The sequence below is a fragment of the Hymenobacter rigui genome (genome assembly GCF_003944715.1).
Lineage (GTDB): Bacteria > Bacteroidota > Bacteroidia > Cytophagales > Hymenobacteraceae > Hymenobacter > Hymenobacter rigui.
On sequence record NZ_RWIT01000010.1, the window covers coordinates 61,986 to 81,997 of the forward strand.

Here is a 20,012-nt window from a genome sequence, read left to right on the forward strand (position 1 = left end):
GCGCAACCCTCCGCATCCTCTGCTGGCTAAATTCGTCTGGCTTATTGCCCTTCAGTCTGCAGCCACTCACCCAGCAGCCGCAGGGCCCGGGCTTGGCTGTGGCCTTCATCGGGCGTGCCGAGGGTGGCGTTGTAGTAGGCGGCACGGCGGTACAGGTCCAGCGGCTTGTGCTGCTGGTGGCGTTGCAACCAGGTCCTCAGCTCCGGCAGCGTATCGGCCCGCCCGATGAGGTTGTGGGCGACAAAACTGTAGTAATCATCGGCGACACCCTGGTTGCCGAAGCGCACGTACACGCTGGCCAGATTGAGCAGCACGGCCTCCAGATGGGTACTGGTATCGGCGGCAATCAGGGCGTCGTGCTCCCCGAGGAACTCAAATACGTTCTGCTGCCGCGCATCCGAGAACCGCAACCCGGGGTGGAGCTGCTGCAGAAACGTGAAGTCGCGCGGGTCGCCGGGGTGGGGGCGCAAGGTGAAAGTGAGGTCGGGAAATTCGGTGAACAGGTACTCGAGCGTCGCGGCCAGGGCCGGCAGGTCGTCGAGGGTGTTGCAGGCCAGGGCCACCCGGCGCACCCGCGGCTCCTGGTTGCGGCGGGCCAGAAAACTATCAGCCTTGGGCATACCAACCAGCTCCGTACGGCCGCGCACGGGGCCGCAGAGACGGTATTTGTCGAGGGCGTCTTGGCCTTCCAGCAAGCTCAAATCAAAACCCAGCGGCGGGAAGCTGGTGCTCACGCTGGCGTGCTGCACGTAGGCCGTGGGGATGCCTTCGGCCTGACAGGCCAGCAGCAGGGCGCGGGCGTCGTCGTTGTGGTCGTTGGCAAACACCACGGCCCGGGGCCGATAGTGGCGCAGGGCCCGCCGGTACACCTCGTAGTAGCCAATGGCGTTGAAGATCAAGTCGAAAAACCGCCAGGCCCGCTCGCCTTCGGTGCGCCGCAACGCGCGGTACACGGCCGGCAGCTGCCCGTAGTACAGCAGCTTGCGCCGCAGAGAAAGGCGGTTTACCTGCCGGTTGTAGCGGCCAATCTGCTTGCTCTGGCCGGCCACCAGCACGGCATCGGGCCGGGCTTCGCGCAGGAAGTGCAGCGAGTCGTAGTTGTTCTGGCTCACCACGTATAACCACACCTTGCCCCGCAGCTCCTCCGGGTTGCGCACCTTCCGGAACACGTTGCCCACCAGCCGCACCGCCGCGTAGCCGGCCACCTTCAGCAGCCGTTTCCAGGGGCTGCGGGGCGAAATGGGCTCCAGGGTGTGCGCCGGCAGGGAGGCAAACAGGTCGGTGAACCGCAGCTGCAGGATGTCGCGCAGGCGGCCGGCCGGAGTGGGCGGAACAGCAGATTCGGACATGGCAGCGGCTACAGCGCGTCCCAGGTGAGGGGGGTGCCGGCCTTCAGGGGCTGGCGGGCGGGCTTGCCCAGCAGCTGGTCGTAGTAGCGGGGGGGCAGACCGTCGCCGGGGCGTACTACGCGCAGGTTGTCTTTGGTGAAGACCTCGCCGGGGGCAATGTCCTGGGCCACGTAGAGGCTGCGCTTGTAGAGGCGGCTTTTCTCTTCGGCCCGCTGCACGCCGTACTGCACCTGGCCCAGCGCCTGCCATGCCCGCTCGGTTTCGGTTACCAATTGGGCCACTTCCTCGGGCTCCAGGGAGAAGGCCGAGTCCACGCCACCGTCGGCGCGGCGCAGGGTCACGTGCTTTTCTACCACGCAGGCACCTAGGGCCACGGCGGCCACGGCCGCGCCTACGCCCATAGTGTGGTCGGAGAGACCCACCAGCGCGTCGGGGAATAGCTGCTGGAAGTGGGGCAAAGTGCGCAGGTTGGTATTCTGGGGCGTGGCGGGGTAGGTGCTGGTACACTTCAGCAGCACCAGCTCGCGGCAGCCGGCTTCGCGCAGCACCTGCACGGCTTCGGCCACCTCAGCCAGCTGACTGGCCCCGGTGCTCATAATCACGGGCTTGCCGGTGGCGGCCACCCGGCGCAGCAGCGGCCAGTCGGTATTCTCGAAGGAGGCAATCTTGTAGGCGGGCACGTCGAGGGTTTCGAGGAAATCTACGGCGGTTTCATCGAAGGGCGAGCTGAAGGCCAGCATCCCGTGTTGCCGGGCCCGGTCGAACAACGGCTTGTGCCACTCCCAGGGCGTGTGGGCCTCCTGGTACAGCTCGTGCAGCTCCCGGCCAAACCAGAGCGAGTTGGGGTCGTCGATGCGGTAGGCCCCGGGCAGGGTCATGGTATCGGCGGTGTAGGTCTGGAGCTTGATGGCGTGGGCCCCGGCGGCGGCCATGGCATCCACAATGGCGAGGCCCCGGTTGAGGTCCTGGTTATGGTTGCCGCTGAGCTCGGCAATAATGAGCGGGGGCTGGTCGGGGCCAACGAGGCGGGAACCGAAGGAGATGGTCATGCCGCAAAAATACGAAGCCGGCCGCAGCTACAGGTACAAATCGGGGTCGGTGGGCGAGAGGGCCGCGGGTTCTGGCGGTGCTTGTCCGAGCTGCGTGACATTCTGCACCAACACCAGCTGCTGCTCAAACTGCATTATCCGATGAATCACCCGGGCTGTTATCAGGGCCGCAAAGCCATCAAACGCCAGGGAAAGCGCCTGAAACTGCATGGCCGTCCGCAGGCTTTCCAGCGTCATGCCGTTGCCGATGGCCGAAACCACAATGCCTAGAACGGAGCGTGTCAGGAACGACGCCCACCATACCCGCAACAATGTATGCGACCGGATGTGGCCAAAAGCCTCGCGCTGCGTAAGCTGCCAGATTTCGCGCACCAGCTGGTAAGGCCGGTACAGGCTGGTAACCGGCAAAATCCAGGCATACACCACGCTGGCGTCGGAAAACGAAGTATCTACCCCAATGGCTCCAAGGTTGTAGTAAGCCCGTCGGGCCCAGCGAATAAAACTGACGGCGCTGGCCAGCAACAGCCCCAGATTAACCACAAGAGCCAGCTGATTGATCAGACCGAATGCCTGCAGCCGCGGCGTATTCATGCCATCCGGACTGAAGGAAGCAAGCTGGGCGGCAAAGGCAATGTTGAACACCGCATAGGCCAGGGAGAAAATAGTAACCGCCAGAAAAATGGCATAGGCCGTCTGGCCCCGGCGCTCATTATCACGCAACATCCGATAGAATAGATTGACGAAAAACCGGAGCTATAGTAGCTGCCAGCATGATACCAGCCAAAGCTACCGGAAATCTGCCGGGTTTCGGCTATCGGCTTCCGCGCCCTGCTAAAACTCGAGAATGAACCCGATGGTGGGCGTTACGCTCGTGTTGTCGTTGGCCAGCAGTATTGGAATGCCGTTGGAGCCATCGGGGCGGATGGGCTGGCCGTCGGTGGTGGCAAAACCGGAGTTGTCGGGCAGGCGCTCGAAGGTGTAGTCGGGCACGCCGGGGTTTTTCAGCACGAAGGCGTTCTGCACGTCCAGGAACAGGTCCAGAGTGAAGCGTTTCCAGTTCAGGCGCTTATCCAGCCGGTAGTCGAACTGCTGGAAGCTACCCAGGCGCTGGGTGTTAAGCTGGTCGTAGTCGAGCACGCCTCGGCCCGTGGCCAGGTAGCTGGCTTGGGAGGCAGGCAGGTTGTAGGGCGTGTAGGGCGAGCCGCCGGCAGCCCGGTACTTAAAGCCCATTTCCCAGCCTCGGCTAAACTTGCGGCCCAGCAGTGCCGAAGCCAGAAACCGCGAATCCCAGGCCGAGGGCACGTACGCCCCGGTGCGTCCCGTAAACTCGGAGCGGAAACCCGTCAGCGACACCACGGCAAACACTTTGCGGGTCAGCTTCTGCTGGAAGAAGAACTCCAGTCCGAAGGTGCGCCCCCGGCCCGTGCTGGTTACGGCCTCGTTGCCCAGGGCCGCAAAATCACCGCCCAGGTTGGCCAGGCTCAGCCCGTCGCGCACCGATACGGGGTAGTAGCGGTAGCGCTTGTAAAAGCCTTCCAGCGTGAAGCGGGTGGCCGGGGCCGGCAGCCACTCCAGGCCCGCCACGTAGTGGTCGGAGCGGATGTAGCGGTTACTTTGATTGACCAGGCGGCCGGCCTCGTCGCGGAAACCCAGTACCGTGCTGGGCGGAATCTTGTAGTACCGGCCCACCGAGGCGTTCAGGTTCAGGGTAGGCAGCAGGGCGTAAGAGAGGGAGGCCCGCGGCGACAGGGTGCGGAGCAGGTTGCGGCCGTCGTCGGTGAGGGTGTTGCCATCGGTGCGCAGGCCCGCCGACAGCGTCAGCCGGTTCGATTCCAGAAAGGAACGGGTTACCTGCACGAAGCCCCCGAAGCGGGCGAAATCCACGGCCGTCTGGAAGCGCACATCCACGCTTGGCTGCACCTCGTTGCCGGCGGCGTCCAGCACCGGCCGGCGCAGGCGGTTGAAGAAGCGGTTATCGTACTGCACGTACTGGCCCACGGCCCCGTAGCTGTACGCCCAGCGGCCCACGGTGCCGTTCATATCGGCCCGGAGCTTGTTTTCGGTTTCACCGGAGCGGGTGAGCAGGATGCGCCGGCTCTCGTCGCCCTCCACGCCGTCCTGAAACAGGTCGAGCTTGTTGTGCAGCTGGGTGCGGCTCAGGGCCACGTTCCAGTAGCCGTGCGGTACCAGGTGGCGCAGGTTCAGGCCCACGGTGTAGTTCCACTGCTCAATTTTGGGATTCTGGCGCAGCACCAGCTCTTTCTCGGGGGTGGAGTTGCGGGGTACGCCCACTTCAAAGTTGTCGATGGCGCCCAGACCCAGCGAGGTCAGCGTGGTTTTGGCCCCCAGCTTGGTGGTAGTTTTGAACTGAAAGTCCCAGTATGCCGGCCGGATGGGCAGGTCGATGGCCTTGAACAGTAGCTGCAGGTAGGAGCGGCGGGCAGAGGCCAGGAACGTGGTGCGGGCCACGCGGCCGGAATCGGGCCGGCCGAGCGGACCTTCCAGCGTGGCCGCTACCTCGGTGGCCGAAGTACGCAGGTTGCCCTGCAGCCGCTCGGGGTTGCCGTCGCGCTGCCGGAATTGCAGCACCGAGCTCAGGGTGTTGTCGTAGCGGGCATTGAAGGCGGAGGTGCTCAGCGTGACATCCTCAATAAAGCTCACGTTGAGGATGCCCGTGGGCCCGCCCGCCGAGCCCTGCGTCTGGAAGTGGTTGATAACGGGTACCTCAATGCCGTCGAGGTAGTACACGTTTTCATTGGGAGCCCCGCCCCGAATGATGATGTCGTTGCGGAAGCCGGAGGTGCCGCCGGTGCCGCCCCCGCCCACGCCGGGCAGCGTTTGCACCACTTTTGATATATCGAAGTTGCCGCCGGGGTTGCTCTTGATTTCCTCGGTATTGATGCGCTGCACGCTCAGCGGCGTTTCGGCGGTGGCCACGCGGGTGGCGCGATTCGCTACCACCTGCACCTCACCCAGCTGCTGTGCCCCGGCGCTTAGCTCCAGGTTGATGATGTTGGCGTTGCCGCTGTTCACCAGCACGTTGGCCCGCAGCAGCGGGTCGTAGCCCAGAAAGCTGGCCCGCAGGTTGTAGCTGCCTACCGGAATACCCGTCAGGCGGTAGCGGCCTTCCTCGTTGGTGGTAGCGCCCAGGGCCGTGCCCTCTAGCACCACCGTCACGCCCGGCAGCAGCTCCTGCGTGGCCCGGTCACGCACCAGCCCGGTGATGGTACCCGTATTCTGGGCCGAGAGTAACCGGGGCAGCAGCAACAGCAGCAGCCACACGCCCAAGCGAAAGTAGAGAGGTTTCATGCGCACGTAGATTCAGGTGAACAAACCTACTAACTATGATGCGAATACTATGTTTTAAACATAAATAGGGTTTTTAAACTTTGTTATCATACTACATTGCCTGCGCTTTTGAAGCTGCGACGAGTGGTAATTTTGTGTTCAGGATTTTTTGCCCGGTATGAAATACGCGCTGCTTACTCAGGTACTCACGCTTCTGGAAGAGTTCGAGGCCACGATTCCGGCGAAGCCTGAGGCGGATGGGCCTTCCATGGAGGCATTTGCGGCCTGGCTGCAGGTGCGCGTGCTGCCCGCCCCGGCGGAACCGGTGGGGCGGGCCGGGCAGCCCCAGGAAACGGAAGTAGTTATCGGGCAGCTGGTAACCTACCTGTACCGCTACCTGCGCGGGTACTCCCGCCTGGCCCTGGCCGACTCGCCCCTGCTCACCATCGATGATTTCACGTACCTGGCTACTACGTTCGGGCACCAGCCCCTGAGCAAAACTGAGCTAATCCGGCGGCACATTCACGAAATCCCCACCGGCAACGAAATCATTAAGCGGCTGCTGGCCCGGGAATTTCTGGCGGAACAGCCCAGCACCACCGACCGGCGACGCAAGCTGCTCACCGTCACGCCCGGCGGGCAGCAGGCGCTGTTTGCCAGCATGGGGCCGATGCGGCAGCTGGCCCATCTGGCCGCCGGCACCCTCACCGCCCAGGAGCGAAGCCAGCTGGTATATCTGCTGCAAAAGCTCGATGCCTTTCACCACCCCATCTTCGCCGGCCCCCGCCCCGATACGTTCCCCGACCTGATAAGCCGGCACCTCCCACCAGGTGCCCCCGATGACCTGACGCCTCAAGCCGATACCACTTCTGATTCGGTTTAGGATGGTATTGCAGGCGTGAACATCGGCGCGTCAGCAACCGAGAAAACCGGAGTGGTATCTAAATTCAAGCCTCGGAGTTGGCCAGCCATTCAAAAGTTAGATTGGCGTTATCGGGCGCGGACTGTAGCCTGTAGCCGGCTCGCTCGAAGGCCCGTACCGAGGCCGCATTGGCAGGCTGCACGTGCCCCAGCACCCGGTGCACCCGCGGGAAATGCTCCAGCACCCGGCGCGTACCGGCCAATAGCAGCAGCGGGGCCAGCCCGCGCCCCCGGAAGCCCGCGTCGAGCAGGTAGCTGAGAGTGGCTTCTTCCCCGCTGACGGCAAACCGGATGAGGCCGGCCGGGCGGCCGGTGGCGGCATCCTGGGCCAGCAGCAGCAGGGCGTTGGGGTCCTGGAGGCGGGCGGCCAGCCACTGCTCGTGGTCGGGGCGGGCTACGGGGTTGGGGTTGAAGGAGAACTGCCGTACGGTGGGCTCATTGGTCCAGGCCAGGAGCTGATCGGAATCGGTGGGCTGCACGGGGCGCAGGTAGAAGGGTGGCTGGGGCAGCAGTAGGGCCCGCAGCTCCTGCCGCAGCCGCAGCGGGGCCAGCCCATCGAACACTTGGTGTTGCGCCTGCTGCATAGCCGAGGCCAGGCGGGCGGCTTCGGGCGAGGTAAGGATGTTGGCCGCTGACGCGTAGGGCCGGGCCAGCCCCGCGCCGCGCAGGTAGTGGTCGATGTCGTGCTGGTTGTCGGCGGTGGGCAGCAGCAGCAGCAGGCCACCTCCCGCGGCGCAGTACTCGTAGCTGACGGTGCTGGCCGAGCATACGGCCGCGCCGCACTGGCGCATGAGGGCGGCCAGCTCGGGGGCCGGCAGGTTGCGGTGCAGCGTGAGGCGGGGTTGCTCCAGGGCCCAGGTCTGCAGACTTTCCCAGCCCACGTAGGCGCTGCCCACCACCACGTGCACGCGCCGCACGGCCGGCAAAGCCAGCAGCTCGGCGGCCACGCGCTGGGTCTGGTGGGTAGGGTCGGCCCCGCCCAGGCACACCAGCACGGTGGTAGGGTCGGGTGGGGCGGTGGCGGGGGCAGCAGTGCGGAAGGCAGCGCGCAGCGGCGCAGTGGCCGGGCCGCTGAGCAGGCGCGCGCCGGGCTGGCGCATCTCATATTGCCGCAGGGTGAGGCCCCCGGCGGGGTTCAGCACCAGGTCGGCGGCCAGGGGGTAGGCGTGGAGGTCGTCGAGGTACACTAGGCGGGCCAGCTTGCCGCGCACGGTGTTCTGGTAGTCGTAGCGAAAGTCGTAACCATCGAGCACCAGCACGTCGGTGGGGCGCAGCAGGTGGCGCACCAAGTAGGCGGCTTCCTCGGCTAGCGGCTGGGCGGGCAGGGCCTGCACCGTGAGGCCGGCCGCCACCAGTTGCTTCGCCAGGGCCGCATCCGGCTCCCGAATCAGAAACAGCTGCTCCGGAAAGTCGAGCCGCAGGATTTCGGCCAGCGCCAGTAGCCGCATCACGTGGCCCAGCCCGATGCGGGAGTTGCCATCAGCCCGAAAAAGCAAGCGCGCCATGAAGGGGGGAGTTATGAGTTAGGAATGATGAATTGGGCTGTTTGGTAACTGCAGAACGTCATGCTGAGCATGTCGAAGCATCTCTACCGCTCCGCACGAACTATTCAACGAAGCGGTAGAGATGCTTCGACAAGCTCAGCATGACTGTTTACTCATCAGAGGCTTCAGGTTGCTACAGCTTCTTCTGCTCGATGTGGGCGTTGAGGGCTACCAGTTCCGGGTGGGCGTCCAGCAGGGAAATCAGCTGGTCAGCGGACAGCGTGTCGGCGTGGTGCTCCTCAATCAGCTGCCGGATCAGCTCGAAATCTTCAGTGGTATCCACGGTGAGGCGGTAGTCGCTGCGGCTGGGCTCCCGGCGGATGTGGGCAAATTCCACCCGGCCCGAGCGGTTCTGGTGGATGTAGGGCGTCACGTGCTCCCGGTCGGAGGCCGTGGTGGCGTGTTGGTAGGCTTCCGTCAGCAGCTCCCTGGAAAACACTTCAAAATCGAAGCCCCGCGGGTAGGTGCGCTCCAGCACGTTGGAGAGGTACAGGCGCGGATTCCCGGCGGCCAGGTACTGCTGCACAGCCTCGCCCACCAGGGAGCCATCAATCAACGGGCAGTCTGAGGTGACGCGCACGATTACGTCCAGCCCGTGGGCGGTGGCGCACTGATGGTAACGGGCCAGCACGTCGTCCTCGGGGCCGCGAGTGCAGGGCAACTGGTGAGCGGCGGCGTATTCGGCCAGCGGGTCGTCGGTGGGGCGGTCGGTAATAGCCAGATACAAGGGCTGCCCGGCCGCCCGCAGCCGCTGCACGTGGTACTCCAGCAGCGGCTGCCCCGCCACCGGGCGCAGCACTTTCCCCGGCAGCCGGGTGCTAGTCATACGAGCCTGAGAAATGATGCCGACGCGTTGCAAGGGTTGGGTGGTTAGGTGGTGAAGTAATCCTGTCATACACCTAACCACCTATCCACCTACCACTTCCCGGATGCAGTCGATTACGTACTGCTGTTCTTCGTCGGTGAGGCTGGGAAAGAGGGGGATGCTCAGGCAGTGGGCGTAGTAGGCTTCGGCCAGGGGGAAGTCGCCGGGTTGCCAGCCCAGGTCCTGGTAGTAGGGCATGGTGTGCACCGGAATGTAGTGTACCTGGGCAAAAATCTGCCGCTCGCGCAGGGCGTCGTAGAGGCCTTTGCGGTCGGGCATCTGAATCACGTAGAGGTGATAGGCGTGGCCCGGGGCCCCGGCCAGCGGCGTCACCCGGGGCATTTCGGCAAAAGCCGCGTCGTAGCGGGCGGCCAGCTCGCGGCGACGCAGCAGGCCCTCGTCGGCGCGGCGCAGCTGGCTGATGCCTAGGGCGCAGAGCATGTCGGGCATGCGGTAGTTGTAGCCCAGCTCCTGCATCTCCATGTACCAGCCGCCGTCGTTGCGGGTCATTTGGGCGGGGTCTTTGGTGATGCCGTGGGTACGCAGGCGCAGCAGGTGTTCGTAGAGGTCGGGGCGGTTGGTGGTAATCATGCCGCCCTCGCCAGTGGCAATGTGCTTAACCGGGTGGAAGCTGAAGATGGCCAGATCGGCAAACTGCCCATTGCCGCAGCGCTGCTCCTGGCCCTGGCTGTCGGTGAAAAAACCGCCCGGCGCGTGGCAGCTGTCCTCAATCATCCACAGACCAAACTCGTCGCAGAGCTGGCGGGCGGCTTCCAGGTTCACGGGCAGGCCGGCAAAATCCACCGGAATCAGGCCGTGAAAGTGCCCCTTGGGGTGGCTTTCCAGCAGCCGGCGCACGGCCTGCAGGTCAATCAACGCCGTGGCGGGGTTGATGTCCACGAAATGCACCTCGCCGCCGCAGTACCGCACGCAGTTGGCCGAGGCCGAGAAGGTGATGGGCGTGGTAATCACGCGCTGGCCCGGCTGCACGCCCAGCGCCAGCGCGCACAGGTGCAGGGCCGCCGTGCCGTTGGCCACGGCCACGGCGTATTTAGCCCCCACGTAGGCCGCAAACTGCTGCTCAAATTCCGCCACTTTGGGCCCCTGCGTCAGGTAATCTGAGTACAGGGTTTCCGTCACGGCCTGCACGTCCTCGGGGGTGATGTGCTGGCGGCCGTAAGCAATAGGGCGGGTGGGCTGGAACGAAGAAGTGCTCATACAGGGTCAAAAGTAAGCGCGTGCCCGGGAATTGTCATGCTGAGCTTGCCGACTCAACTGCGGGTTGGAAGTCAGGCCGCTGCTTTGGGCCGAAAAACACAACGGCCGCCCGATGAGGCAGCCGTTGTACGTCTGAAAAATAGCTGGAGCCTTACGCGGCAAATTCCGGGTCCACGTGCTGGCGGATTTCCTCGCGGATCTGCTCGGCGTTCAGCCACTCGGTGTTGTTGCTGGAATCGTAGTGGAAACCGGCCTCCACGCGGCGGCCGCCGAAGTGGCGGATGAAGTCGTCCACGTCCCAGCGCGGGGTGAAGGGCAGAATCACGTAGTATTTAGCCAGCTCCACCGTGCTCAGGGCGTCGGTTTCGGTAATCATTTCCTCATGCAGCTTCTCGCCCGGCCGGATGCCCACAATTTCCTGGCGGCAGTCGGGGCCGATGGCTTTGGCTACTTCGGTAATCACGTAGCTCGGAATCTTGGGCACGAAGATTTCGCCGCCCCAGCTGTGCTCCAGCGCGTACAGCACCAGGTCCACGCCCTGCTCCAGCGAGATGTGGAAGCGCGTCATGTCGGGGTGGGTGATGGGCAGCACGCCGGTTTCGCGGCGCTGCAGGAAAAACGGCACCACCGAGCCGCGGGAGCCGATTACGTTGCCGTAGCGTACCACCGAGAAGCGCAAATCCCGGCTGCCTTTCATGTTGTTGGCGGCCACAAACAGCTTGTCGGAGCAGAGCTTGGTGGCACCGTAGAGGTTGATGGGGGCCGCGGCCTTATCGGTGCTCAGAGCCACCACGTCCTTCACGCCGCAGTCGAGGGCGGCGTTAATCACGTTTTCGGCCCCGAAGATGTTGGTCTTGATGCACTCCATCGGGTTGTACTCGGCAGCGGGCACCTGCTTAAGGGCGGCGGCGTGCACAATAATGTCGATGCCCTCGCAGGCCCGTTTCAGCCGCTCCCCGTCGCGCACGTCGCCGATAAAGTAACGGATGGCCGGGTACTTGGCGTGCGGAAACTGCTGCGACATTTCGAATTGCTTCAGCTCATCGCGCGAGTACACCACCAGCCGCTTGACGTTGGGAAACTGCTCGAAAACCGTCTGTACGAACTTTTTGCCGAACGAGCCGGTGCCGCCGGTTACCAGAATGGATTTGTTGTTGAGGTCGAGGGCCATGCTACAGGAACAGGGCCGGCCACCAGGCCGGCCGGGGTAAGGAGGGCAAAAGTAGGCATTCCGGCCGGAGCTTGCGTAGTTTTGTGCCCATGATGGCAAGCCTGCTTTCTGTCATGCTGAGCGAAGTCGAAGCATCTCTACCGCTTCGTGGCAGCCGTACCCCAACGAAGCGGTAGAGATGCTTCGACTTCGCTCAGCATGACGCCCGATACTTCCTCTTTCGATTTCGCTTTCCCTCAGCCCATTAAACTCGTCATTTGGGACCTGGATGACACATTTTGGCGCGGTACGCTCTCGGAAGGGGTCGTGGAGGCAGTGGAGGAGAATCTGGCTCTGGTGCGCGATACGGCCGCCCGCGGGCTCATCCACACCATTGTCAGCAAAAACGACCTGGCCCCGGTGGAAGCCCGCCTCGCTGAGTTGGGCGTGCGGGAGTTGTTCGTGTTCCTGCGGGTGAGCTGGCAGCCGAAAGGGCCCATCATCAGACAGTTGCTGGAAGACATGCAGCTGCGGGCCCCCAACGCCCTGTTCCTCGACGACAACCCCATCAACCGGGCCGAAGCCCTGCACTACAACCCGGAGCTGCAGGTAGCCGACCCCATCGACCTGCCCCGGCTGGCCCCCGCGCTGCGGGCCCAGGGCAAGCCCGACCCCACCTACGCCCGCCTGGAGCAGTATCGCCTGCTGGAGCGTCAGCAACAGGCCCGCGCCGACTACCCGGGCGACAACCTGGCCTTCCTGCGCGACGCCCAGGTGCGCGTGGAGCTGCGTGAGGGCAAAGACGCCGTGTGGCCCGATTTCAACCGCATCGAGGAGCTAATTAACCGTTCCAACCAGCTGAACTACACCAAGAAGCGGGTAGCGTACCAGGAACTGGAAGCCCGGCTGGAGGCCACGCGCCTGCGCTGGGGCACCGTGCGCGTGCGGGACCGGTTCGGCGACTACGGCTTGGTAGGCGTGTACGCCCTGAATACCTTTACCAACGAGCTGGAGCAGTTTACTTTCAGCTGCCGCATCCTGCACCTGGGCGTGGAGCAGTGGACCTACGCCCACCTCGGCTTTCCCAAGCTGCAGGTGCAGGGCGACGTGGCCACCGAGCTGAACCAGACCGAGACGCCCGACTGGATTCAGCTGGAAACTCCCGCCGAGGCCGAAGCCGCAACGAAAGCAGCCGCGTCGCCCACGACGGACCCCACCAAGCGCCTGCGCATCCTGCTCAAGGGCGGCTGCGACCTGGGCCAGCTCACGCCCTACCTCCAAACCTACCAGGTGGAGGTAATGGAGGATTTTAATTACGTGAATGACAACCAGGTGCCGGTGCACACCGAGCACACTGAGCTGTTGCGCCTGAGCCGCACCCTGCCCCCGCAGGAGCAGCAGCGCCTAGCCGCCAGCCTACCGTTTCTGGATGCCGAAGCCTTTCATCCGCGCCTCTGGCAGCCCGGCTACGATGCCGTGGTGTACAGCCCGCTGATGGACTACACCCAGGACCTGTACCGCGAAAACGCCACCGGCCTGCTCATTCCCTTTGGCGGCTACCACGACCTGACGCAGGCTGACCCCGCCGCGCAGGCCCAGCACTACGCCCAGCGCAAGTTTCGGGGGATGGACGAGGCCTTCCTGCGCCGCTTCCGGCAGGAATACACCTACGCCGGCCCGCTCACGCCCGCGCGTTTCCAGGAAAACCTGGCGTGGCTGCGTCAGCAACTGCCCGCCGCCGTGCCGCTCCTGCTGCTTACCGGGGCCGAGGTGGAGGTTCCCGGCTCGGCGGAAGCCGGGGCTGTGCAGCGTCACCAGCAAATGAACGCCGCCCTGCTCGATTTCGCCGCCCGCACCCCCAACGTGCAGGTGGTGGACGTGCGCACCATCGTGCGCACCCGCGCCGACGTGACCAACAACCTGCGCCACTACCAACGCCCCGTCTACAAAGCCTTAGCCGACCAGCTGGCCGCCGAGCTGGCCCGCCATCAGGGCCAGGAGCTGAAACGCTCCGCCCTGGGCCAAATGCGCGCCGCGCTGCTGGACGTTATGCCCAAGCCAGTGCGCAAGGTGTGGGACCGGCTCACGCAGTAGCGAGCCGCTGCCGGATTGCCTGCCTGTAGCGCGAAGCCTTTGCTTCGCGCCTGCACCACCGGCCACTTTTCACTACAAGCGGTGCCTGTTGACTTAGTTTCATTCTAACGCGAAGCAAAGGCTTCGCGCTACAGGCAGACGACACAGTAAAGGGACATAGAGCTGCGCGCTACCTCCGCCGAATCAGCTGCACCAACTGCTCCGTGAGGCCGCGGCGGGAGTAGCGGCTGCGGCCGGTGGCGGGTACCGGAATGGTGGGGTTTTGCTGCCAGGCGGTTACCAGTTCATCTAGGTAGGTGTGCATGGCGGCGCGGTCTTCGTACTCGAAGCTGCGGCCGGCCTGGCAGCCTTCCAGCACCTGGGCAGCATCGGAGCCGGCGGGGCCGATGCAGAGCACCGGGCGGCCCGCGGCCAGGTACTCGAACACCTTGCCCGGCAGGATGCCCCGGTTGTGGGCCACGTCGGGGATGCCCAGCAGCAGGGCGGTGCTGCGCTGCATGTAGACCACGGCCTCGTCGTGCGGCACAAATTCTACCAGCTCGGTACGCGCCGTGAGGCCCGCCGCCGCCAGCTGTTGCTCGATTTCCTTGGCTACCCGCCCCACAAAACGCAGACGCAGCGGCACCTGCGGATGCCGGACGGCGCAGGCCGCTACTTCCTCGAAGAACGGCCCCATGTGGTACTGCCCCGTGATGGTGCCCACGTACGTCAGCAGCAGCGTATCAGCCGGGGCAGCTTCAGGGTGCTGAAAATCAGCTTCATCGTAGCCGTTGGGCAGCACGGCAAATTTGCTGGCGGGCAGCTGGGGAACCTTGCCTTGTAGCAGCCGGCCGGTGTCGGAGCTGGTGGTGATGACCACGTCAGCGGCTTCCAGTACCTGCCGCTCGTAGCGCGCATCCAGCCAGCGGGCCACGGCGGTGCGCATCAGCGTTTGGGTGTAGTAGATGTCGGTCCACGGGTCACGCAAATCGGCCAGCCAGTGCCAGCCGTAGCGCCGCTTCAGCTCCAGCCCGATAAGCTGGGTGGAGTGGGGTGGGGAAGAGGTCAGCACCGCGTCGAACTGCTCGCCGGCGGCTACCAGCGCGGCCACCTGCCGCAGAGCAAACTGGTTCCAGCCCCGGCGCGGGTCGGGCAGAAACACGTTGCCGCGCACGAAGCGGGCCACCCGTTGCGCCACCGATACCCGCCCTTCATTGGCAAAGCCGCCGTGCGGAATGGGGCGGTTAGTGAGCTTCTGATAAGCGCCAAACGGCTCGCGGGTGCCCGTACGCAGCACCCGCACGCCCGGCGGCACGTCGGCTTCCAGGGAGGTGTCCAGCACGGGGTAGGCGGCCTGGGCGGGGTCCACGGTAATGACGGTGGGCTCGACGCCCAGCGCTGGTAAGTGCTTCACCCACTTGAGGCAACGCTGCACGCCGGCCCCGCCCGAGGGCGGCCAGTAGTAGGTAATCACCAGCAAACGAAGGGGGCGGGCGGCGGGCACGGGCACGGGCGGCAAAGGCAATAGTGAAGCCGCGAAGGTACGCACCCGCGGCCTTTCGGGGTTTTCTGGTTACTTTTGGAGGCTGAACCCGGATTCCCGCGCCGTAATAGCACTGCCCTGGTTTGTCCCATTCGGGAAAGCAGGCCGCAACCGGAACCAGCTCTTCACCATCCATAGCCGTACATCATCCGATGTTTGATAACCTCAGTACCAAGCTCGACCGGGCGTTTAAAACCCTGAAAGGTCAGGGCTCCATCACCGAAATCAACGTAGCGGCCACCGTGAAGGAAATCCGCCGCGCCCTGGTGGATGCCGACGTGAACTACAAGGTTGCCAAGGAAGTAACCGACAAGATCAAGGAGGAGGCCATGGGCCGCGACGTGCTCATCAGCGTGTCGCCGGGCCAGTTGATGACCAAAATCGTGTACGATGAGCTCACGCAGCTCATGGGTGGTGAAAAGCAGGATATTCAGATCAAGGGCGAGCCGGCCGTGATTCTGCTGTCGGGTCTGCAGGGGTCGGGTAAAACCACCTTCGCCGGTAAGCTGGCCAACCACATCAAAAAGCAGGGCCGCTCGGTGCTGCTGGTGGCCTGCGACGTGTACCGTCCCGCCGCTATTGACCAACTCAAAGTGCTGGGCGAGCAGGTGGACGTGGAAGTGTACGCCGAGGTGGAGAACAAGAACCCGGTGCAGATTTCGCAGAATGCCATTGAGTACGCTCGTAAAAACAACAAGAAGGTAGTCATCATCGACACCGCTGGCCGCCTGGCCGTGGATGAGCAGATGATGGCCGAAATTGAGCAGGTGAAGCGGGCCATCAACCCCTCGGAAACCCTGTTCGTGGTGGACTCGATGACCGGTCAGGATGCCGTAAATACGGCCAAGACCTTCAATGACCGCCTTAACTTCGACGGCGTGGTGCTCACCAAGCTCGACGGCGACTCGCGCGGCGGGGCGGCCCTCAGCATCCGGGCCGTGGTGGAGAAACCCATCAAATTCATCTCCACGGGCGAGAAGATGGAGGCGCTGGACATGTTCTATCCCGACCGGATGGCCCAGCGCATCCTGGGCATGGGCGACGTAATCAGCCTCGTGGAGCGTGCCCAGCAGCAGTTCGACGAGGAGGAAGCCAAGCGCATTAACCAGAAGATCCGCAAAAACCAGTTCAACTTCGACGACTTCCTGTCCCAGCTGGAGCAGATCAAGAAGATGGGTAACCTGAAGGATCTGGTGGGCATGATTCCGGGCATGGGCAAGGCCATGAAGGACGTGGAAATCGACGACGACGCCTTCAAGCCGATTGAGGCCATCATCAAGAGCATGACGCCCAAGGAGCGCGCCCAGCCCGAGCTGCTGAACGGCTCCCGCCGCCGCCGCCTGGCCAAAGGCTCCGGTACTGATATTCAGCAGGTAAACAACCTGATGAAGCAGTTCGAGGACATGCGCAAGGTGATGCGCACCATGAACAAAATGAGCCAGACCAAAGGCGGTATGCAGCAAATGGCCCGCATGATGGGCATGAAAGGCCCGCTCCGCTAAATCACGGATTTAGTCGGACTCGTCGGATTCCACGGATTCCGCCCACCTCCAAAAACAACACCGCGCCCGGTGGCTTCGGCTGCCGGGCGCGGTATTATTTTTGGAGGTGGGCGGAAGTTTGCGCATGCACTGCCTCCCATTATAGGCGAAGCGCATCAGGCGGTGTCTGAAAATGCCAGAACACTCACGCTGACCTTGTTGAAGCATCTCTACCAATTCATCAGATAGTTCACGCGAAGCAGTAGAGATGCTTCGGCAAGCTCAGTATGACAGTTTTTTCTAACTGTCAACATATACCTTGGTCACTGCAGGGCGACTTCGTGGCACGCACCAGCAGCAGCCCGACCAGTCCGTGGGATGCGGAGCGCGGCAACTATCGCTTCTGGGCGGCCAGCTACGACGCGGGAGGTAACCTGGTGACGATGCGCCGGCGGGGCCTGGTGGCTGCCGCCACGCGCACGACCAAAGCTCAATACGGAGAGACTGACAACCTGCGCTACCGCTACACGCCGGCTACCAGCGAGCCGGAGAGCAACCGCCTGCAGTGGGTGGACGATCTGGCCCCGGCCGTGACCAGCTGGGGCGCGAAGGTGCCCGAGCGCCCGGACTTCTCGGATGGGGCTACGGCTGGCTCGACTACCCCGGACTACACCTATGATGCGGCCGGTTCGCTGACGAGCGATAAGAACAAGGGTATCACGCGTATTCAGTACAACCACCTGCACCTGCCCGAGCTGATCGAGTGGCAGAACGGCAACAAGCTGCAGTACCTCTACACGGCCACCGGGCAGAAGGTGGCCAAGCTGGCCACGGAAGCCGGCAAGCCCGCGCCCGTACGCACGGACTACCTGGGCGCGTGGCAGTACGAGCGGGATTCGCTACGCTGGCTCACCCACGCGGAAGGACGGGCCTGTACCTGTACCGGCGTGACTTGGCGGGGGGGTATCAGCACGAAGGTGCAGTACGAGTACACCCTAAAGGATCACCTGGGCAACCTGCGGGTCGCCTTCCACCCGGGGGAGAAGACGAGCTATTACGCCGGTCTGGACTCCAACCCGGAGCAGACCCGCCGTGAGTAGCACAGCCTCGACTCGGTGAGCGTATCGACGCCGATTCGTCAGACGGTGGGGCAGCAGTTCGCCCACTCCGGGGACGGGGTAGCCCTGTTGAACGCCGGTGGTACCAGCCCACGGCCGCTGGGTCCGGTGAAGCAGCTGACCGTGGCCCGTGGGGATACGGTGGACGTGACCGCCTTCGGCATGTACCAGCAGCCGGTGCAGCAAAGCAACTGGGGCTTCTCGCTCGCCAGCTTCGTGGCTTCCTTGCTGCAGCAGCAGCCGGCCGCTCCGTTCATGGACGGGGGTAAGCGGGTGCGGGTGTTGCCGCTGTTGAACGTGGGATTAGGCTTGGTGCCGGTCGTGCAGCAGCTCAGCGGGGGCGTGCCTAAGTCCTACCTGCGGGTGCTGGTCTACAACGCCGACTCGGCTCTGGTCGATTCTAGGACCCAGCAGCTGACCAGCATAGCACAAGGTGGCTACGAGCAGTTGAGCCTGCGCGTATTCGTGCCCCAGGCGGGGTATGTGCAGACCTACGTGGCCAACGAGAGCGACACGGACGTGTTCTTCGACGACATCACCGTCGAGCACCGCCAGGGCCTGCAGGTGCAGGAGAATCAGTATGACCCCTATGGACTGGATCTCGCCGGGCTTTCGCATAGTTCAATACCGGGAAATAAGTATACATTTAATGGAAAAGAACAACAAAGTGATTTCGGCTTCAATTGGCAGGACTTTGGCTTTAGGATGTACGATTATACTATTGGGCGATGGAATACAACAGACCCATTAAGTGGAATGAGAAACTGGGTTCAACCTTATAATTTTGTTCAAAACAATCCACTTAATAGACTAGACCCTAATGGTTTAACAGATTTTACTTTGGACAAGAAGACTGGTGATGTCAAGCAAGTTGGTACGTCTAATGATGATCCAGATAGAATTCTAAGAACTGATAAGAATGGTATTAAGTATAAGAAAAATGGAGAGGCGAGGGTTGCTATAGGTAATATTGAGAAAGGAATATTAGAGAATGGTCAAAATTTCAGGAATAATGACAACCTCATTAAGGTCAACGGAAATAACCAGCCCAGCAGCAAGGGAGTAGAAAGCTTTGCGCTAAAATTATCAAATTATTTGGGTATCGAAATAGCTGGAATCTATATGTCAAAAACAGATAATGGCAATATTTCTCACATAGCAATAGGATACTATGGTGGCAACACCCTCACATCAGCAAAATCTCATGGTAACACCCTGGCTTACTCAGAAAATCTAACAGTGACAGGCTTCTTTCATACTCACCCATCAATGAATGTCAGGTTATCCGACAGAGTTGTTCCCTCAGACAATGATTTAACTTCAATGAATAATTATAATACAGTTATTAAAAATGAAAACATTATTTCTGTTAGCGGTACTTGCATAAAATATTCACATAATTTGCAATATTTTTTTATCACTTCTCCGGAAATATATGATCCAAGTCAAGATTTTATGAAAATAAATTACACAACAGGATATTCATCTAGGCTTGACTAATTTGAATAAAATCAAACTCAAAAGAGCATGAAGAGCCATTTTTTAAAATCAACTTACGTAATTATAGTAAATATACTTATCGTATGTTCATCTTTTGTTATTTGTGAAAATGACTTAGATGACAGAACAAAATTTATTAAAAAATCAATAGAAATTTTTTACAAAAAAGATATTAAAAAATTTAAAAATTATAATGTGTTTTCTGTTTCAGAAGGAATTTTTAAAGAAAGCATTTCTGTTGTTAGAATAGGGAGGCATAACACTGAAAATCCTTTATTGTACAAAGGAAGTTTTAGTGATATGCCAGCAAATATATACCCTACAAGAGTTGTAGTATTGAATAACAATCTATTTTTTTGGTATGATGAACATGAGCCTATGAATGCAAGTACTATGGAAATATTAAAAAAGTATGGAGTAATAAAATATAAAAATATTCATTATGAGATTAATAAATTAAGCATTGATGATTCGCAAAAAGCAGCTCATTATTACTATTGCAGAACAAATATGAAAAATAAAAAAAAATTTATAACCAATAAAGGAATAGGGACATATGATCCAAATATTAAATGCGAATAATTAATAGCGTTATTAGCTTTCAATAAAAATTAACGTGATTATATAGTTAATTTACGAGAATTTTGGCCTTGGTTAAAAGTTTGGTACAAAAGTTAATCGATGGCCGTGCCAGCGGCCACCTTTCGGTGGGCATGGATGACGACGTTTCGGTGGCGTAAGTACTTATAAAGAGTGACCTTGGAGATGTGCAGGCGCTGAGCAATCCCGTTGACGCCGAGCTGCGGCTCGCGGTAGAGCATCTCGGCGATGATGGCCGTGCGCTCGGCCTGCGTGCGCAATAAGCCACAAAAAAAGGCCACTGCTCCCGAAGCAGTGGCCTTTTGAATTTAGC

Annotated in this window: 16 protein-coding genes; 6 read left to right on the top strand and 10 right to left on the bottom strand. The window is 61.3% G+C overall.

The genetic code is table 11. The features are described 5' to 3' along the window. Positions 1-41: 41 nt before the first annotated feature. From EI291_RS16325 to EI291_RS16340, 4 genes are all read right to left on the bottom strand, one after another. Positions 42-1,349 carry a hypothetical protein gene (locus tag EI291_RS16325; RefSeq protein ID WP_240635571.1) on the bottom strand — a complete coding sequence of 436 codons (1,308 nt, stop codon included), beginning with the start codon at positions 1,347-1,349 and terminating at the stop codon, positions 42-44. A gap of 8 nt (positions 1,350-1,357) precedes the next feature. Beyond that, complete coding sequence (gene pseI / locus EI291_RS16330; protein ID WP_125422361.1) at positions 1,358-2,398, bottom strand: pseudaminic acid synthase; 1,041 nt, start codon at positions 2,396-2,398, stop codon at positions 1,358-1,360. Positions 2,399-2,425: 27 nt separating this feature from the next. Further along, a complete protein-coding gene (locus EI291_RS16335; protein WP_125422364.1) occupies positions 2,426-3,121 on the bottom strand; it encodes a DUF4328 domain-containing protein in 696 nt (231 codons plus the stop codon). A 108-nt stretch (positions 3,122-3,229) separates the two neighbouring features. Continuing rightward, on the bottom strand, positions 3,230-5,707 hold the full coding sequence (locus EI291_RS16340; RefSeq protein WP_125422366.1) for a TonB-dependent receptor: 2,478 nt from the start codon (positions 5,705-5,707) through the stop codon (positions 3,230-3,232). A gap of 157 nt (positions 5,708-5,864) precedes the next feature. Here EI291_RS16340 and EI291_RS16345 point away from each other — a divergent pair, with 157 nt between their 5' ends. Then, positions 5,865-6,569 (top strand): MarR family winged helix-turn-helix transcriptional regulator, encoded by a 705-nt coding sequence (locus tag EI291_RS16345; RefSeq protein WP_125422369.1) that lies wholly within the window; start codon positions 5,865-5,867, stop codon positions 6,567-6,569. 64 nt (positions 6,570-6,633) lie between these two features. Here EI291_RS16345 and pseG read toward each other — a convergent pair whose 3' ends face one another. From pseG to pseB, 4 genes are all read right to left on the bottom strand, one after another. After that, positions 6,634-8,112: a UDP-2,4-diacetamido-2,4,6-trideoxy-beta-L-altropyranose hydrolase gene (pseG, locus tag EI291_RS16350; protein WP_125422372.1), complete on the bottom strand. Its 1,479-nt coding sequence runs from the start codon at positions 8,110-8,112 to the stop codon at positions 6,634-6,636. A 172-nt stretch (positions 8,113-8,284) separates the two neighbouring features. Continuing rightward, on the bottom strand, positions 8,285-9,046 hold the full coding sequence (locus tag EI291_RS16355; RefSeq protein ID WP_170172687.1) for a cytidylyltransferase domain-containing protein: 762 nt from the start codon (positions 9,044-9,046) through the stop codon (positions 8,285-8,287). Positions 9,047-9,058: 12 nt separating this feature from the next. Beyond that, on the bottom strand, positions 9,059-10,234 hold the full coding sequence (pseC, locus tag EI291_RS16360; RefSeq protein WP_125422374.1) for a UDP-4-amino-4,6-dideoxy-N-acetyl-beta-L-altrosamine transaminase: 1,176 nt from the start codon (positions 10,232-10,234) through the stop codon (positions 9,059-9,061). A gap of 151 nt (positions 10,235-10,385) precedes the next feature. Continuing rightward, positions 10,386-11,405 carry a UDP-N-acetylglucosamine 4,6-dehydratase (inverting) gene (gene pseB, locus EI291_RS16365; protein WP_125422377.1) on the bottom strand — a complete coding sequence of 340 codons (1,020 nt, stop codon included), beginning with the start codon at positions 11,403-11,405 and terminating at the stop codon, positions 10,386-10,388. 198 nt (positions 11,406-11,603) lie between these two features. Here pseB and EI291_RS16370 point away from each other — a divergent pair, with 198 nt between their 5' ends. Next, the gene (locus tag EI291_RS16370) at positions 11,604-13,478 is read left to right on the top strand and encodes a hypothetical protein (protein ID WP_148103419.1); all 1,875 of its coding nucleotides are present in this window, start codon (positions 11,604-11,606) and stop codon (positions 13,476-13,478) included. A gap of 169 nt (positions 13,479-13,647) precedes the next feature. Here EI291_RS16370 and EI291_RS16375 read toward each other — a convergent pair whose 3' ends face one another. Further along, a complete protein-coding gene (locus tag EI291_RS16375) occupies positions 13,648-14,967 on the bottom strand; it encodes a glycosyltransferase family 4 protein (protein ID WP_240635573.1) in 1,320 nt (439 codons plus the stop codon). Positions 14,968-15,152: 185 nt separating this feature from the next. On the opposite strand from EI291_RS16375, the gene ffh reads away from it, so the two are divergent. The 4 genes from ffh to EI291_RS16395 all read left to right on the top strand — a co-directional run bounded on the left by ffh (position 15,153) and on the right by EI291_RS16395 (position 19,681). After that, complete coding sequence (gene ffh / locus EI291_RS16380) at positions 15,153-16,502, top strand: signal recognition particle protein (protein WP_125422383.1); 1,350 nt, start codon at positions 15,153-15,155, stop codon at positions 16,500-16,502. 320 nt (positions 16,503-16,822) lie between these two features. Then, positions 16,823-17,581, top strand: a complete 759-nt coding sequence (locus EI291_RS16385) for a hypothetical protein (RefSeq protein WP_125422386.1) — start codon at positions 16,823-16,825, stop codon at positions 17,579-17,581. A gap of 15 nt (positions 17,582-17,596) precedes the next feature. Continuing rightward, the gene (locus EI291_RS16390) at positions 17,597-19,099 is read left to right on the top strand and encodes an RHS repeat-associated core domain-containing protein (RefSeq protein ID WP_125422389.1); all 1,503 of its coding nucleotides are present in this window, start codon (positions 17,597-17,599) and stop codon (positions 19,097-19,099) included. Positions 19,100-19,126: 27 nt separating this feature from the next. Then, positions 19,127-19,681 carry a hypothetical protein gene (locus tag EI291_RS16395; protein ID WP_125422392.1) on the top strand — a complete coding sequence of 185 codons (555 nt, stop codon included), beginning with the start codon at positions 19,127-19,129 and terminating at the stop codon, positions 19,679-19,681. Between the two features lie 92 nt (positions 19,682-19,773). Here the strand turns inward: EI291_RS16395 and EI291_RS16400 are convergent, their stop codons facing one another. Further along, the gene (locus EI291_RS16400; protein ID WP_205701616.1) at positions 19,774-19,959 is read right to left on the bottom strand and encodes a hypothetical protein; all 186 of its coding nucleotides are present in this window, start codon (positions 19,957-19,959) and stop codon (positions 19,774-19,776) included. Between the last annotated feature and the right edge of the window lie 53 nt (positions 19,960-20,012).

Bases quoted from the DNA above. Each gene is read 5' to 3' on its own strand.
- EI291_RS16395 (WP_125422392.1), top strand. From the start codon at position 19,127: ATGAAGAGCCATTTTTTAAAATCAACTTACGTAATTATAGTAAATATA.
- EI291_RS16370 (WP_148103419.1), top strand. From the start codon at position 11,604: ATGACGCCCGATACTTCCTCTTTCGATTTCGCTTTCCCTCAGCCCATT.
- EI291_RS16325 (WP_240635571.1), bottom strand. From the start codon at position 1,349: ATGTCCGAATCTGCTGTTCCGCCCACTCCGGCCGGCCGCCTGCGCGAC.
- EI291_RS16355 (WP_170172687.1), bottom strand. From the start codon at position 9,046: ATGACAGGATTACTTCACCACCTAACCACCCAACCCTTGCAACGCGTC.
- ffh (WP_125422383.1), top strand. From the start codon at position 15,153: ATGTTTGATAACCTCAGTACCAAGCTCGACCGGGCGTTTAAAACCCTG.
- pseC (WP_125422374.1), bottom strand. From the start codon at position 10,234: ATGAGCACTTCTTCGTTCCAGCCCACCCGCCCTATTGCTTACGGCCGC.
- pseI (WP_125422361.1), bottom strand. From the start codon at position 2,398: ATGACCATCTCCTTCGGTTCCCGCCTCGTTGGCCCCGACCAGCCCCCG.
- EI291_RS16335 (WP_125422364.1), bottom strand. From the start codon at position 3,121: ATGTTGCGTGATAATGAGCGCCGGGGCCAGACGGCCTATGCCATTTTT.
- EI291_RS16345 (WP_125422369.1), top strand. From the start codon at position 5,865: ATGAAATACGCGCTGCTTACTCAGGTACTCACGCTTCTGGAAGAGTTC.
- pseB (WP_125422377.1), bottom strand. From the start codon at position 11,405: ATGGCCCTCGACCTCAACAACAAATCCATTCTGGTAACCGGCGGCACC.
- pseG (WP_125422372.1), bottom strand. From the start codon at position 8,112: ATGGCGCGCTTGCTTTTTCGGGCTGATGGCAACTCCCGCATCGGGCTG.
- EI291_RS16340 (WP_125422366.1), bottom strand. From the start codon at position 5,707: ATGAAACCTCTCTACTTTCGCTTGGGCGTGTGGCTGCTGCTGTTGCTG.